This is a genomic window from Azospirillum sp. A23, assembly GCF_042938965.1.
Lineage (GTDB): Bacteria > Pseudomonadota > Alphaproteobacteria > Azospirillales > Azospirillaceae > Azospirillum > Azospirillum melinis.
In genome coordinates this window covers 1172964-1188290 of record NZ_CP170667.1, presented here as the reverse complement: position 1 = coordinate 1188290, position 15327 = coordinate 1172964, and the positions used below count along the sequence as shown (strand labels likewise).

Sequence of the window (15327 nt, the reverse complement as noted above, 5' to 3'; positions counted from 1 at the left end):
CATGTGGAAGCGCAATGGCTTAAGCCCCGCGCATCCCTTTACCGATCTCGTCCGTCGGTCCTATAGTCCCCCATACCCTTCGGCAAGGATTCCACCAACGGATATCCGCCAATATCGGGAAGACAGCGGAGTTTTCAACCATGGCGCAGATCAGCGAAGCTCAAGTCATGCAGGCGCTGAAGACCGTCATCGACCCGGACCGGGGCGGCGACATCGTCAGTTTGGGCATGTTGTCGGGCCTCGTGGTGCGCGACGGGCATGTCGCTTTTTCCATCGAAGTGGACCCCAAGCGCGGCGCGCAGGCCGAGCCCCTGCGCCACGCCGCCGAGAAAGCGGTCGATGCCCTGCCCGGCGTCCTTTCGGTCACCGCCGTGCTCACCGCCCACCGCGCCGCGCCCCAGGCGGCGCCGCAGCAGGGCCACTCGCACGGTGGGCACGGCCACTCGCATGGTCATTCCCACGGGCCCTCCCATGGCGGCGCCCCGCAGAACGATCCGCAGAAGCCGCTGGTCCCCGGCGTGAAGGCCATCGTCGCGGTGGCATCCGGCAAGGGCGGCGTCGGCAAGTCGACCACCTCGGCCAATCTGGCGCTGGCGCTGGCGGCGAACGGGTTGAAGGTCGGTTTGCTCGATGCCGACATCTACGGCCCGTCGATGCCGCGCATGATGGGCATCGCCGGCCGGCCGAACAGCCCCGACGGCAAGCGCCTGGAGCCGATGGAGAATTTCGGCGTCAAGGTGATGTCCATGGGCTTCCTGGTCGCCGAGGACACGCCGATGATCTGGCGCGGACCGATGGTGATGAGCGCGTTGCAGCAGATGCTGCGCGACGTGAACTGGGGCACCCTCGACGTGCTGGTGGTGGACATGCCGCCGGGCACCGGCGACGCCCAGCTGACCATGGCCCAGCAGGTTCCGCTGGCGGGTGCGGTGATCGTCTCCACCCCACAGGACATCGCCCTGCTGGACGCCCGCAAGGGGCTGAACATGTTCCGCCGCGTCGATGTGCCCGTGCTGGGCATCATCGAGAACATGAGCTATTTCTGCTGCCCCAACTGCGGCCACCGCACCGACATCTTCAGCCATGGCGGCGCCCGCAAGGAAGCCGACGATCTGGGCATGGAGTTCCTCGGCGAGATCCCGCTTCACCTGTCGATCCGCGAGACCTCCGACCAGGGCCAGCCCATCGTGGTGTCGCAGCCGGACTCCGAGCATGCCCAGGCCTATCGCCGGATTGCGACGCGCCTGTGGGAGAAGATCGGCGGCGGCACCGGCGGCCGTGCGGCGCCGCGCATCGTCGTGCAGTGACTGGTCAGGGGTGGGAGGTCACCTCCCACCCCGTCCCGTTCATCCGTAGCGCCGCAACGCTTCCACCGTCAGCCCCAGGCCGACGGAGCCGAAGATGTTGCCTTCCACCACCCGCGCGCCGGGCGCCTCGGCCAGGATCGCCGCGCGGACCTGGGGCAGCAGGGTGGAGCCGCCGGTCAGGAACACTGCGTCGATGCGGTCGGCGGTCACGCCTGCATCGGACAGGCAGTCGCGGATGCGCGTGCCGATACGGGCCGCCAGCGAGCCGGTGGCGCGGTTCAGCGCCTGCCGATCCACCGCAAGGGCAAGGTCCCCGTCGCCCCAATCCAGCGCCAGCTGCGTCGCCTCATGGTCGGACAGGGCGATCTTGGTGCGCTCCACTGCCATCGCCAGCGCATGGCCCTGGCGATGTTCGACCACGCCGATCAGGCGCTCGATCTTCTCCGGCTCGGCGGAATCGCGTTGCAGGCGCTCCAGCTCGGCCATCGCCTTGGCGGTGTAGAGGAAGTTGATCTTCGACCAGGTGGCCAGATCGAAATAGATGCTCTTCGGCGCCAGCAGCCCGGCACGCTTCATGGCGCTGCCCAGCCCCAGTTCCGGCATGGCGGTGGCGAGGCTGAGGTCGCGGTCGAAATCGGTGCCGCCGACGCGGATGCCGTCGTTGGCCAGGATGTCGCCGGCCCGGTCGGCCTTGCCGCGCCGCGCCGGCCCGATGCGCACGACCGAGAAGTCGGAGGTGCCGCCGCCGATGTCGGCGATCAGCGCCAGCTCCTCGCTCGCCACCTGCTGCTCGTAGTCGAGGGCGGCGGCGATGGGTTCGAACTGGAAGGAGACGTTGCGGAAACCGGCGGCCTGCGCGATCTGGCCTAGCGTCTCTTCCGCCGCGGCATCGCCGGCCGGGTCGCCATCGACGAAATGGACCGGGCGGCCGACGACGACGTCGCCCAGTTCCCCGTCCAGCGCATCCTCCGCCCGCTTTTTCACCAGATCGAGGAAGGTGCCGATCACCGCGCGGAAGCTGATGCGACCCTTGCGGAGTGCCGTGTCGGCGTCGATCAGGTCGGTGCCGAGCATCGACTTGATCGAGCGCATCAGCCGCCCCTCCACCCCCGACACATAGCCGTCGATGGCGGCCTGGCCGATGGTGGTACGGTCATGTTCGAAGTCGAAGAACACTGCGGTCGGCAGGGTCGTGCGCGTGCCGTCAAGCGCCAGCAGCCGGAAGCCGTCCGCATCCTGTACGCCCAGCGTCGTGTTCGAGGTGCCGAAATCGAGCCCGCACGCCGTCATGTCCCGCCTCCTGCCCGGATGACCGGTGCGGCCAGCCGCCGCACCGGAAAAGGGGCGAGCGTATAACGGCTCCGGACCGCCGGATCAAGCGCCCTGCCGATCGATCGTCACATGTTGCGCATCGCCCTGCCCGCCAGAGGGCGGCTGGCCAGCACCACCGGCAGCAGGAACAGGGTCAGGTTGGTCCAGGAGAAGGCACGTCCCCGCCCCTCCTCCCTGCCCCGGCCTCTACCCCTGCCGCGCTCCGGCTGCCGCTCCATCCAGCCGCCGCTGGCGCCCTGATATTCCGGCATGGCCGTCAGCACGCCGCCCGAGGTGTCGGGGGCGGAGCGGTTCTGGAACATGTCGCGCTCGATGGTGTGAGCGAGCGCTCGCTCGGTCATCTGCGGCGCCATGGCGTTGCCGACGGCGGCGAGACGCCCATCGGCCCCGACGAACAGCTCGCGCTGGGGATTGGCCGCCAGCGACAGGATAGCCGCGGCGACCTCCTCCGGCGGGTGGATCGGGTTCAGCGGCTTGATTGCCCGGCCGGTGTAGTTGGCGGCATGTTGCCACAGCGGGGTGTCGATGGAGGCCGGCATGACCATGCAGACATGGATGTCGGGCTCGTCCACCAGTTCCTGCCGCAGGGATTCGGAGAAGCCGCGCACGGCGAATTTCGCCGCGGTGTAGGGGGTGGCATAGCGCTGGCCGATGTTGGACACCATCGACGCGGTGTTGATGACGATGCCCTCCCCGCGGTCGAGGAAATGGGGCAGCACGGCGCGGCAGCCATGGACCATGCCGAAGAAGTCGGTGCGCACCACCTGCTCGAACACTTCGTCGGGGATGTCCTCGAAACGGCCGAAGGCGATGACGCCGGCATTGTTCACCCAGACGTCGATGCCGCCGAAGGCCTGGATGGCACGGTCGGCCAGAGCCTGCATCGCGCGCTGGTCGGTCACGTCGGTCGGCACCACCATGGCGCGGCCGCCGGCTTCGATGCACTCCTCCGCCACCTCGTGCAGGGCCGCCAACCGCCGGGCGGCCAGGATCACCGCGGCCCCCTGGCTGGCGAACTCCAACGCGGTCGCCCGACCGATGCCGCTGGAGGCGCCCGTGATGACAACCACCTTGTCGCTCATATCGCTGCCCGGCCGCTTCGCCATGAACGCAGTCCTTTCGTCAAAGTTTCTCGGGGCAAATTCCTTGCGATTGCGCCGTACAACAGCGCAGGGACCGGAAAATTTCGGACGAGGGTCGACCGCGGCGCATGCGGCCTTCCCGCCGCCGGTCTGGAGATGCGGAGACGAACCGGCTACAGTCACATGTCCTTGTTAAGGATTTTGTCCTCAACCAGTGTGGAGCGGGCGCGGTGCCGGCGAGAGAGCTTGACGTGAAGGGGCTGCATTGCCCGTTGCCCATCCTGCGCACCCGCGCCCTGCTGAACGGCATGGAGGCTGGGGAGGAGCTGGTGGTCTACGCAACCGATCCGGCCTCCGTCATCGACTTCAAGCATTTCTGCAACACGACCGACAACGCGCTGCTGTCGCACGAAGCCCAGCCCGACGAAATCCATAAGACGGTCTTCGTCTACCGCATCCGCCGCGGCGTCTGAGGCGTCCATCGCCGCCCGTCCGCCGTCCCGCGAAAGGTCCCTGCCCCGATGCCGCTTTCCCCCGCCATTCTGCCGCCCCTGCGTCCCGGTGCCGTCATCCATGGACCCGGCTCCTATGGTGTCGACACACTGCTGGACGGCTTTTCGGCGGAGTTGAAGCGGCGCGGCTTCCGTGTCGGCGGGTTGGTCCAGCGCAACCACGGGCCGGGCGACGATTGCGCCGAGCGGATGGAACTGGTCGACGTCGCCACCGGCCACGCCTATGACATCACCCAGAGGCTGGGCCGGGAATCGCAGTCCTGCCGCGTCGATCCGACCGGCGTGGCGGAAGCCAGCCAGGCGATCCGCAACGCCGTCGCGTCGGGGGTCGACCTGCTGGTGGTCAACAAGTTCGCCGGGCTGGAATCGCATGGCGACGGCCTGTCGGACGAGATGCTGGCCGCCATCGCCGAGGGCATTCCCGTGCTGACCAGCGTCGGCAGCCGCTATCTCAACGAATGGCAGACCGCGACCGGCGGCTTCTGCGACCTGCTCTCCCCGGTGGCCGACGCGCTTTGGCGCTGGTGGGGGCCGCAGCGGATGTACCAGGATCTGGTGCAGGGCGTCGCCGATGCCGACGTCCGCCGCGTCGTCACCGGCGACAAATGGGTGCTGGTGGAAACCGCCAATGGCCTCGGCGTCGCCGTAAGGCAGGCGCCGGCGGCTGAGGAAACTGCGCAGCGCTGGACCGGGCGGGGCCTGCGCGATCTTGCCGCCATGGCCGCTCAGTCCTGGGATCCGCTGGAGATCGCTGTCGGTGTCGCCGCCCTGAACGCGCATTACAACCGTCCCGACGTGACCGGCGTCCCCGGCAACGGGCTGGACCTGTTCGCCTCGGTCGAGGGCCGGGTCGTGGTGATCGGCGGCTTCCCGCAGCTTGCCCGCCGCCTGCCCCGCGCCAAGGTGATCGACATGAACCCGCAGGAGGGCGAGTACCCCGAGGCCGCCTGCGACTGGCTGCTGCCGGGCGCCGACGCGGTGGCCATCACGGCGTCGGCCTTCGCCAACCGCACCCTGCCCCGCCTGCTGCGGGTTTCGGCGGGAGCGGAGGTGGCGATGGTCGGCCCCGGAACGCCGCTGACCCCGCGCCTGTTCGATTACGGGATCCAGTCGCTGGCCGGTTTCGTCGCCATCGACCGCGAGGCGGTGGTGCGCACCATCGCCGGCGGTGGCGGTTCGCGCGATTTTCATCCCTATGGCCGGATGGTCACGCTGCACCGGCCACCCCATTCTTAACTGAACAAGAATACCGGAGGAGTTGAGACCCCATGGCCGATCTGGACCACCAGACCCGCATCGAACTGGAAGCCGCCGCCTTCCGCGGTCTGGTCGAACATCTGCGCAAGCGCACCGACGTGCAGAACATCGACCTGATGAATCTCGCCGGCTTCTGCCGCAACTGCCTGTCGAAATGGTACGCGGCTGCCGCCAAGGAACGCGGCGTCCAGCTGTCCGACGAGGATGCCCGCATCGCCGTCTACGGCATGCCCTATTCCGAATGGAAGCGGAAGCACCAGAAGGAAGCCTCCCCCGAACAGCAGAAGGCGTTCGAGGATACCAAGCCGCTGCACGCCGAGATCAGCGGCCACCGGTAAGGCCGCATGCCCCCTTCCCGCGCCGATGCACGCAGAAGGGGGCAACGCCTCAGGCGTTCACCGAAAAGGGCTGCACCACCGCCTTGAACTCCGCCATCGCCTCGCAGGCGTCGGAATGGGCGGCGAGCGCCGGCCAGCGGGAGCGGTCGAACACGGCCGGGTGGGCTTCGCCGACGAAGCGCAGGGCGCAGCCGGCGGCGATGTCGGCATGGCCGATGCGGTCGCCGAACCACCAGGGACCGGCGGTGGCGGCGCGGTCGGCCTCCAGCACGTCGAGGACGGCACCGATCTGGCCGGTGCAGCGCTCCATCCACAGATCGGACCGCTCCTTGTGCAGGACGCGTTCGTAGACAAGACTGACCGCCTTGTCGGCCAATCCCGTCGCCAGCGCCGAGAGCTTCAGCGACCGTCGGCGCTCCAGCCCCTGGCGGGCGATCAACGCGCGGTCCGGTCCGGCGACCTCGTCCAGATGATCGAGGATGGCGCCGCTTTCGATCAGCACCTCGCCATCCGCCAGAACCAGCGTCGGCACCCGTTTCAGCGGGTTGAATCGTGCGACCTCCGCCGCGTCGGAGAAGACCGACCAGGGCCGATGCTCGTAAGCCATGCCGTAGAGGCGCAGAGCGATGGCGACGCGGCGCACGAAGGGCGAATCATACTGTCCGATCAGAATCATCGATTGTTTCCCTGATGATGGCCCTAGGGATGGCCCTAGGGATGGATGGGCCGATGGCTGAATCCTTCCATCTATCCTAGACCGGATTTATCCCGCCACCGCATTCGTGCAACGCGGTTCAGTCCCGCGCCACGATCGGGGTCAGCTTGTAGCGGGCGGCGATGCTCTCCAGCCGTCCATCCGCCTTGATCGCTGCAACGAAGGCATTGACCCGGTCCAACCAGGCTGCATCTCCCGGCGCCACCGCATAGGCGTAGGGGGTCGGCTGCACTGGCACATCCGGCACGATCAGCCGTGCCCAGGGGTGAAAGGCCAGCATGCGCTGTCCATAGGGATAATCTGTCAGGAAGGCGTCGGCACGGCCGGACTGAACCTCCTCCTCCCGCTCCTGCGGGCGGGTCACGGCGACGATTCGCGCGGCCTTCATGGCGGAGCGGGCGTAGCCGTCCATGTAGGTGTCCTTTTGCACCGCCACGACATTGCCGGTGCGGTCGAGATCCTCCCACCGCTGGATGCCGCCGTTGGTCTGGGTGGTCACCGCATAGATGCCGCTGCGCAGATAGGGCTGGCTGAAGGCGACTTGCTGCGCCCGTGCCGGGGTGGCGCCGATGGCGAACATGCCGATGTCGCAGCGGTCGGCCAGCAAATCCTCGATGAAGCGGGGAAAGCTGCTTTCCACCACCGTCAGGCGAACGCCCAGATCCTTGGCGAATTCCTGCGCAAGCTCCGCATCCAGCCCCTCCAGCGCACCGGTGCGTGGATTTCGAAACGAGATCGCATAGTAATCGGGCCACGAGCAGACACGAAGTTGCTTTTGTTCTGCAATTTTCTGAAGTCTCCCGTCCGCCGCCACGGCCGGCGCCACGATTCCGACCGATAGAACCGACAGAATTGAGAAGCTGACTGCCCACAGGCCTCGCGTCGCCATGTCACACCTTTCGTTAACCAACCATCGCTGTTCTTTGCGACCTGGAAGCAAGACCGCAAAACCGCAGCGGTATCTTAGCATCGACCGGCCCGCGACGGCAGCGGATGCTTGGCGTCGGGTGTGTGTAGCTGCTATTGTACCAGGCGTAAACTTCGACCAAGAGCTTGGGCCCAGCGCATTGATCCGACTGCGATCCGGTAGCGGACCGCAGATGACGGACGGCTTCGGACCCATGCCCCCTGCGGCTTGGTCGCTCCACCACATCTGACCGTCCGGAACGAACGCCCTGTCCCCGTCCCCAGTCAAAGCGGATCTGAAGGGTCTCTTCGAAAAGCGGGGCGGCATCATCGCCTTCGCCCTTCTTGCGGTTTTCGCCCTGCTGATCAACCAGGGCCAGCAGCTGATCACCGCGCGCCAAGCGGCCCTCGACTCGGCGGAGGCCAGCCTCGCAAGCCTCGCAGCGGCGCTGGAGGTCTCGACCACCCGCACGGTGCAATCGGTCGATGTGACCCTGTCCTCCATCGTCGATGCGCTGTCGGACGCCAACTGGACGGTGGAGGACGGCGCACCCGGTCCCGACGTGACGGCCATGCTGATGGACCGGCTGCGCCGGTCGCCCCACCTGCGCGGGCTGACCCTGCTCGACCGCACCGGCCGGATCGTCGCCACCACCGAAGGTGCTTACCCCGCCGCCACCTACCTGACGGAACTGGACGTGTTCCGCCTGCAAGCAGCCGCCCAGGGCAACGGGCTGGTGATCGGCGATCCACGCCCGGGACGCAGCCTGATCGACCGCGCTCCGGCGGGCGAACGGTCGGGCCGCTGGCTGCTGCCGATGAGCCGCGCCATGCGCGAGGCCGACGGCACGCTGCAAGCGGTCGTCGTCGCCACCGTCAATCCGGATTACTTCCAGGGCCTGTACCGGGCGGTGCAGGGTGGCACCGGCGCGGGAATGGGCGACCGGATCGCGCTGTACCGCTATGACGGCACGCTGCTGACCGTCCAGCCGCAGATCGGGGACGAGATCGCCAAGTCCTTCGCCGCCACCCCGCTGTTCCGCCATTATCTGCCGCAGGCGGAATATGGCGTATTCCGCCACTCCGGGACCGATGTCGGCGCCGGCCCGGGAACGCGAATCGTCGCCTACCGGACGACTCCGGTCTGGCCGCTGATCCTGACGGTCAGCGTGCGCACCGACACGGTTCTGGCCCCCTGGCGCGACAATCTGCGGATGGCGTCGCTGCTGTCCGGCGGCATGATCCTGCTGCTCAGCCTGTTCGGGCTGCTGCTGGCCCGCTCCCTTGCGGCACAGCGCGAACAGGGCAAGGAACTGGAAGAGACCAATGCCCGCCTGTCCGCCATCGTCGATACCGCGGCGGAGGGCATCGTCACCGCGCGGCCGGACGGCGTGATCGAAGCGGCCAACCCGGCCGCCCATGCCATCTTCCGCTGCGCACCGGGCGAGCTTGTCGGCCGGCCGGTGGTGGATTTCCTGCCGACGGACAGGCGGTCCGGCGTCTCCCGCGCGCTGGAAGAGATCACGCGCGGCCGCCGCGCCATGGACCTCGCCACCCGCGGCGAGATCATGGCGCTGCGTGTGGCTGCCGACGATGCCAGGGATCGGACGGAAAGCTTCCCGCTGGCCTACTCGATGGCCTTGGTCAAGACCGCCGCCGGCCCGCTTTATGCCGCCATCCTGCGCGACCTGACCGAGGAGAAGCGGCTGGAGCATACGTTGCGCGACGCCAAGGAGCGGGCGGAGGACGGCCAGCGCATCAAGATGGAATTCCTCGCGACGATGAGTCACGAGATCCGCACACCGATGAACGGGGTGATCGGCATGGCCGGGCTGCTGCTCGACACGCCGATGGAAGCCGAACAGCGCACCTATGCCGAGACGATCCGCGATTCCGCCGAATCGCTGCTGGTCATCATCAACGACATCCTCGACTTCTCGAAGATCGACGCCGGCCGGCTGGATTTGGAGGTTGGAGAGTTCGAACTGGTGCCGATGGTCGAGAGCGTCGCGGAAATTCTGGCGCCGCGCGCCGCGGCCAAGGGACTGGACCTCGCCAGCTTCGTGCCGCCGGGGCTGCGCGGCCCCCTGCTGGGCGATGCCGGCCGGCTGCGGCAGATCCTGTTGAACCTTGCCGGCAACGCCGTGAAATTCACCGATTCCGGCAGCGTCACCATCCTGTTGAGCGAGGAGCCCGACGAGTGGCAGGAAGCGGACGGTCCCGACGCCGGCAAGGCCGAAGACGGCGGCCGCGTCCGGTTCGAAGTGCGCGACACCGGCATCGGCATCCCGGAGGAGGAGCGGCCGCGCCTGTTCGCCATGTTCACCCAGGTCGATTCGTCTCCCGCGCGGCGCCATGGCGGCACCGGTCTGGGGCTGGCGATCTGCAAGAGGTTGGCCGAGCTGATGGGCGGCCGGATCGGCGTGGACAGCGAGCCGGGGACGGGAAGCGTCTTCTGGGTGTCCGTCCCGCTGAAGCGCGGTGTCGGCAGCGCCCATCCGCCGGCCCCCATCGGCAACTGGGCGGGACGGCGCCTTCTGCTGGTCGATGACATCGCCGTCAACCGCGATCTGCTGACCCGGCAGATCGACGGATTCGGCATCGTCGTCGAGACGGCGGAGACCGGAGAGCAGGCGCTCGACCGGCTGGTCGCCGCCGCCCGTCTTGGCACGCCCTTCGATGCCGCGATCCTCGATCACCGCATGCCCGGCCTGACCGGACCGGAGGTGGCACGACGTATCCGCGCTATCCCGGAACTGGCCGGCATCCGGCTGGCGCTCGCCTCCTCGCAAAGGCTGGAGGGGCAGGAGCGGGAGCAGGCGCCGGTGGACACCCACCTGCCCAAGCCGATCCGTTTCAGCACCCTGTGCCAATGCCTCGCCCGCCTGCTGGAACGGCCTGCGCTGTCGCTGGCGGGCGCCCCAACTGCGTCCTGGCCCGATGCTGCGCCGGGGAGCGGCCCGGCCACTGGGAACGTCATTCCGCGTCAGGTCGACAGCCCGGCAGCGGTGCCGCCGACCGCCGCAAAAATCGATCCGGCCCCCAATGGCCAGCCGACGCCGCGCGTCCGCGTTCTGGTGGCGGAAGACAATCCCGTCAACCAGCAGCTGACGCTGGCCCTGCTGCGCCGGGCCGGAGTCAGAGCGGAAGCGGTGTCCAACGGCGAGGAGGCGGTAGAGGCGGTGACCGCCCGGCCCTACGACCTCGTCCTGATGGACGTCCAGATGCCGGTGATGGATGGGCTGGCGGCAACGCGGCGGATTCGCCGGCTGTCCGGAGCGGTGGCCCGGATTCCCGTCGTGGCGCTGACCGCCAATGCCATGCAGGGCGATGCCGCCATCTGTCTGGAGGCCGGCATGGACGACTATCTGTCCAAGCCGATCAATGCCCGCAAGCTGCTGGACACCATCGCCCGCTTCATCCCTCCGGCGGCGGACGACAAGAGCGACGACGCCGGCCAAGCCGCATCGCCACCGAAGGCGGACCCCGGACCCGCCACCGTCAATACCGAGAAGATCGAGGAACTGCGCGATGCGCTGGGCAAGGACGGCTTCGCCCTGCTTCTCGAAACCTTCTTCGGCGACAGCCCGCAGCATCTCGATCTGCTGCGCGCAGCCATTGCACGCGGCGACCGCACCGGAATCGAGCGGGAAGCCCACATCCTGAAGGGCTCGGCCGCAAATGTCGGCTTCGACCGGATGGCGGAGACCGCTCATCATCTGGTCGACGCTGCCCGCCGTGGCGACCTCGACGCCCTGACCGCCACCGCGGGCGAACGCGTCGCCGACGAACTGTCGGCGGCACGGAAAGCAGCTGTTGCGCTTGTGGGGACTGCCGATTGATGTCTACAACTGGCAATGCTGCGACGCAGTGCCGCCGGTGATTGTGCGATTGCGGCGGTTTCGGTAAAATGCCATGGAATTTCCCCAATCGCGCCCCGAACCGCTGGAGTACACGCCGACCATGGCCGATGCCGTCACCGCTCTGGTCGTCGATGACGAGGAAATGACCCGCGCCATCGTCGCCGGCTATCTGTCCCGCATCGGCTATCGAACGCTGGAGGCGGAGACGAAGGCGCAGGCCTGGGAGATCCTGTCGGCCAGCGGATCGACGATCCATGTCGTGCTGCTCGACCGCCGGCTGTCCGACGGCGACGGTTTGGAACTGTACGAGCGGATGAAGCGCGAGCCGCATCTGGCCGACATCCCCGTCATCGTCCAGACCATCTCCGACAGCAGTTCCGAAATCGCCGCGGCGATCCGTGCCGGCGTCTTTTATTACCTGATCAAGCCCTATGACGGCGCCCTGCTGCGCTCCGTCGTCCGTGCGGCGGAGGAGACGACCGGAAGGCTGAAGAGCCTGCAAGGCGACCTGCGGTCACGCTCCGACGCTATCGGCCTGCTGCGCGACGGGCGCTTCCGCTTCCGCACCCCGCAGGAGGCGCAGAATCTTGCCATCACCCTGTCGTCGGTCGCCGCCACCGCTCACAGCCTGACCTTCGGCCTGTCGGAGATACTGGTGAACGCGGTGGAACACGGCAACCTCGGCATCGGCTTCGAGGCAAAGGGGCGGCTGAAGGCCAGCGGCATGCTGGCGCGCGAGATCGAGGCGCGACTGGCCTCGGCCGAACATCACGAAAAATACGCCACCTTGCATGTCGAGCGCACCGACAGCCGCGTCATTTTCACCGTCACCGACATGGGGTCGGGCTTCGATTTCAACCGCTACCTGTCGGTCGATGCCTCGCAGTCGGATGCCACCCACGGCCGCGGCATCGCGCTGGCCCGCATGGTCGGTTTCGACCAGCTCACCTTTGTCGGCAACGGCAACCGCGTGGTCGGCATCGTCAATCTGGACCGGACCGCGGACGGACGCTCCGGCTGATCCACAGCACCGTCAGATCGTCGGCGAGCAGCCGGGGCACGGTCGCGAAATAGCGGTCGAGCATACGGCCCAGCGGCCGCTCCAGCCCATCGTCGCCGAGCCCCTGCACCAGATCGGTCACGCCGCCATAGCCGAACATTTCGCCGTCCCAGCGACGCGCCTCGTACAGCGCGTCGCTGAACAGCAGCAGGGGCGAGCCGGGCGGGAAATCCAGGCAGTGGTTGCGGTATCGCACCTCGCCCACCAAGCCCAAGGGCAAGCCGCAACTCGGCCCCACCTCCAGCCCGCCGTCCCTGTGGCGGACCAGCGGCTTCGGCGCGCCGGCGGTGGCGTAGACCAGCCGGTCGGCACTGACATCGACCACGGCATAGATCATCGCGGCGAACTGCGCCTCCGGCAAAAGCCCGACCAGCAGTCCGTTCAACGTGCGCAGCGTCTCGGCCGGATCGTCGGCCGGCAGGTCGGTGCGGGCCAGCAGCGCGTGCAGCCGGAAGGTGTTCAGCGCGGCCGCCACCCCGTGGCCGGTGAAGTCGCACAGGAACAGGGCGAAGCGCCGGCCATCGAGCGGACGCGCCCCCCACAGATCGCCGCCCAACTCCGAACTCGATTCGAAATGGCTGTCCATCGCGATGCTATAGCGCCCCTCCAACGACCGGCAGGCAGAGGCATCCGGCAGCAGTCCCAATTGCATCTGCCGCGCCAGCGCCATCCGCTGCATGGCGCCGTGATGGTAGCTGTGCAGGCTGCGGATAACCTCCTGAAGGGAGCGGTCGAGGCGGCGCCTCTCCAGATACACCGACAGGCGGGCGGACAGTTCCGCCAGGGTCAACGGACGCGCCAGCAGGTCGGTCACCCCTGCCCGCATCAGCTCCGCCCGGCGGGAGCCGCTGGCAAAGCGGCCAAGGACGAGGATGGGCACGTCGCGCAACTGCGCCATCTCCCGCAATCCCACCAGGAGATCCGGGCCGAAACCGGACAGCCCGGCATGTAGAAGAAGAAGCTGCGGAGGCTCGGCCGCGGCATCGGCAACGGCCTGCGCCAACCCGTCGCCATCCACCACCGTGAGGCGGCGAACCCCCAGCCGGCCCAGAACATCGCGCAGTGGCCCGGCGGCGGATGGGCGAGGATGGCCGATGACGACCGGCGGACCGCCGCTCACCGCTCAGAACTCGCAGGGAATGATGGTGTGGAACTCGGAAATCTCGATCAGGTCGCGGACCTGACCGCGCGGATGCTTCAGGCGGAAGGTGATGCCGGCCTGCCTGGCAGCGATGTTCGCCATCACCAGAAGCCCCAGCCCCGCGGAATCCATGTAATCGACGGCAGACAGGTTGAGGACGCAATCCGCGATGCCTGCCTTCTCCCACCCCGCGAGGATAGCCCGGAAATCGGTGTCGGCTTCGAAGGTGATCTGTCCGCGCATCTCCAGTTCGCGCAGGGTGCCGCTGTCATGCACCGTGTAGTCCATCGCCCCGTCCCACATCGCCAGCCATCAATCCGACGGCCCGGGCATCGGAGCGTCTCCGCGATCAAGGATAGCATAATGCAGAACAGGGACCAGCCTTGAGGCTACATTCCAGGCTCGAACACCGCTACAAGGTTGCGGCCGAGATGCTTGGCGCGATAAAGCGCGAGGTCGGCACGATGGATCGCCCGTTCCAGCGTGTCGGTCGCACCCTCCAGCCCGGCGATGCCGATGCTGACGGTCAGACGGAAGGTGCCGTCCGGCGCCTCGATGGGCATGCGGGCCAGATGGCGGCGCACCCGTTCAGCCACCACGCGGCTTTCATCGGCGGTCGCACCGGGCAGGACCACCACGAACTCCTCCCCACCCAGCCGGCCGAGGATGTCGTATTCCCGCAGGATGGCCTGGCAGCCGGCCGCCACCATGCGCAACGCATCGTCGCCGGTGGCATGGCCGAAGCTGTCGTTGATGCGCTTGAAATGGTCGACGTCGAGCACGAAGACCGACAGCGGCTCGTGGAAGCGATGGGCGCGGGCCAGCTGGGCGCGGGCCATGTCCATGAAGGAACGCCGGTTGAAAATGCCGGTCAACGGATCGCGCGACGCCATGTCGCGCAGCGCCTCTTCCATGCTGCGGCGCTCGGTGTAGTCGTAGATCCAGGCCAGATTGACCGCCGTGCCCTGGATCACCGCCTGATTCACCGTGAACAGGGTCCAGAAGGGCGACCCGTCGGCCCGCCTGAACTGAACCTCCATGTTGGTGACGCCGCCGCCGCCGCGCAGCCGCTCCAGCACACGCAGGCGCTGGTGGCTATCGAGGTAGTAATCTCGGGCGCGGCTGCCGATCAGCTTCTCACGCGGCAGGCCGATCAACTCCGCGAAGCGGGTGTTGACGAAAATGATACAGCCGTCGTCGCGGCGGGACACCGAAACGCCGATAGGGCTCTGTTCGAGGATGGCTTCAAGCCGCCCCTCGTTCGGATGCAGGTCATCCAAATCCCGGGTGACACCGGCAACGCCCACCTCGTCATGGAAAGCACCCTTGGCCGGGAAGCGGGTCGCACCCTTCGCCACAAGAACCGGCGCCTCGTACCGGACATTGCCGCCATAGTCCAGCAGCGTGCCGGCAGCCGGACTCCCGGCCTGCGATGCAGCCTCGTCCGCAAGCATGGCCTGCCGATAAACCGCATCGACGTCCATCACCGTCACCAGCCGCAGGCTTTCCGCCCCTCCTTCGGCCTTCGCACCGGACGGAAGCGAGGTCCAGGATGCCTCAGCCAACGTCACCCGGCAGACGGTGCCGTCGTTCCGCAGCGCCCGGTGCGCCCGCGCCGGATCGGCGGCCGGACCGCCGCCATCGCAGGTGTCCAGCCCGAACTCGCACAGGCTGCGTCCCGGCAAACCACCCGGTTCGCAGGCCAGCAGCGTATGGAGCGCCGGGTTCGCATGATGAATGATCCCAGAAGCCGCGACGACGCAAACCCCGACCGGAAGGCAGTCAAGGATCGACAACGCGGCATCGCGTCCGTC

General features: G+C 67.7%; 13 protein-coding genes. 6 read left to right on the top strand and 7 right to left on the bottom strand.

Features of this window, described 5'->3' with window-relative positions; all coding sequences use genetic code 11:
* Positions 1 to 140 precede the first annotated feature (140 nt).
* Complete coding sequence (apbC, locus tag ABNQ40_RS22975) at positions 141 to 1307, top strand: iron-sulfur cluster carrier protein ApbC (protein WP_109052180.1); 1167 nt, start codon at positions 141 to 143, stop codon at positions 1305 to 1307.
* Positions 1308 to 1346: 39 nt separating this feature from the next.
* Here the strand turns inward: apbC and ABNQ40_RS22970 are convergent, their stop codons facing one another.
* Both ABNQ40_RS22970 and ABNQ40_RS22965 read right to left on the bottom strand, forming a co-directional pair.
* Positions 1347 to 2597 (bottom strand): Hsp70 family protein, encoded by a 1251-nt coding sequence (locus ABNQ40_RS22970; protein ID WP_109052181.1) that lies wholly within the window; start codon positions 2595 to 2597, stop codon positions 1347 to 1349.
* A gap of 107 nt (positions 2598 to 2704) precedes the next feature.
* Positions 2705 to 3745 (bottom strand): SDR family oxidoreductase, encoded by a 1041-nt coding sequence (locus tag ABNQ40_RS22965; protein ID WP_391349019.1) that lies wholly within the window; start codon positions 3743 to 3745, stop codon positions 2705 to 2707.
* 227 nt (positions 3746 to 3972) lie between these two features.
* On the opposite strand from ABNQ40_RS22965, the gene ABNQ40_RS22960 reads away from it, so the two are divergent.
* Genes ABNQ40_RS22960 through ABNQ40_RS22950 form a run of 3 tightly spaced genes read left to right on the top strand, consistent with a single transcriptional unit; the run spans position 3973 to position 5828 of the window.
* Positions 3973 to 4194 carry a sulfurtransferase TusA family protein gene (locus tag ABNQ40_RS22960; protein WP_247880103.1) on the top strand — a complete coding sequence of 74 codons (222 nt, stop codon included), beginning with the start codon at positions 3973 to 3975 and terminating at the stop codon, positions 4192 to 4194.
* 48 nt (positions 4195 to 4242) lie between these two features.
* On the top strand, positions 4243 to 5469 hold the full coding sequence (locus ABNQ40_RS22955) for a DUF2478 domain-containing protein (RefSeq protein WP_109052184.1): 1227 nt from the start codon (positions 4243 to 4245) through the stop codon (positions 5467 to 5469).
* Positions 5470 to 5501: 32 nt separating this feature from the next.
* Positions 5502 to 5828, top strand: a complete 327-nt coding sequence (locus ABNQ40_RS22950) for a DUF1244 domain-containing protein (RefSeq protein ID WP_109052185.1) — start codon at positions 5502 to 5504, stop codon at positions 5826 to 5828.
* A gap of 49 nt (positions 5829 to 5877) precedes the next feature.
* On the opposite strand, the gene ABNQ40_RS22945 is transcribed toward ABNQ40_RS22950, so the two are convergent.
* Both ABNQ40_RS22945 and ABNQ40_RS22940 read right to left on the bottom strand, forming a co-directional pair.
* Positions 5878 to 6504, bottom strand: a complete 627-nt coding sequence (locus ABNQ40_RS22945) for a glutathione S-transferase family protein (protein ID WP_109052186.1) — start codon at positions 6502 to 6504, stop codon at positions 5878 to 5880.
* A gap of 118 nt (positions 6505 to 6622) precedes the next feature.
* Positions 6623 to 7432 carry an ABC transporter substrate-binding protein gene (locus ABNQ40_RS22940; protein ID WP_109052187.1) on the bottom strand — a complete coding sequence of 270 codons (810 nt, stop codon included), beginning with the start codon at positions 7430 to 7432 and terminating at the stop codon, positions 6623 to 6625.
* A gap of 490 nt (positions 7433 to 7922) precedes the next feature.
* Between ABNQ40_RS22940 and ABNQ40_RS22935 the strand changes: the two genes are divergently transcribed.
* On the top strand, positions 7923 to 11291 hold the full coding sequence (locus tag ABNQ40_RS22935; protein WP_348982911.1) for a response regulator: 3369 nt from the start codon (positions 7923 to 7925) through the stop codon (positions 11289 to 11291).
* A 73-nt stretch (positions 11292 to 11364) separates the two neighbouring features.
* Entirely contained in the window at positions 11365 to 12333 is a 969-nt protein-coding gene (locus tag ABNQ40_RS22930; RefSeq protein ID WP_247880105.1) for a response regulator, read from the top strand.
* On the opposite strand, the gene ABNQ40_RS22925 is transcribed toward ABNQ40_RS22930, so the two are convergent.
* The 3 genes from ABNQ40_RS22925 to ABNQ40_RS22915 form a co-directional block, all read right to left on the bottom strand.
* Positions 12296 to 13492, bottom strand: coding sequence for a PP2C family protein-serine/threonine phosphatase (locus ABNQ40_RS22925; protein WP_109052189.1), 1197 nt, complete (start codon positions 13490 to 13492; stop codon positions 12296 to 12298). The two genes, ABNQ40_RS22930 and ABNQ40_RS22925, sit on opposite strands and share 38 nt — an antisense overlap.
* Before the next feature lie 3 nt (positions 13493 to 13495).
* Positions 13496 to 13801: an STAS domain-containing protein gene (locus tag ABNQ40_RS22920; protein WP_391349014.1), complete on the bottom strand. Its 306-nt coding sequence runs from the start codon at positions 13799 to 13801 to the stop codon at positions 13496 to 13498.
* Between the two features lie 101 nt (positions 13802 to 13902).
* The gene (locus ABNQ40_RS22915; protein WP_247880107.1) at positions 13903 to 15198 is read right to left on the bottom strand and encodes a sensor domain-containing diguanylate cyclase; all 1296 of its coding nucleotides are present in this window, start codon (positions 15196 to 15198) and stop codon (positions 13903 to 13905) included.
* Positions 15199 to 15327: the final 129 nt, after the last annotated feature.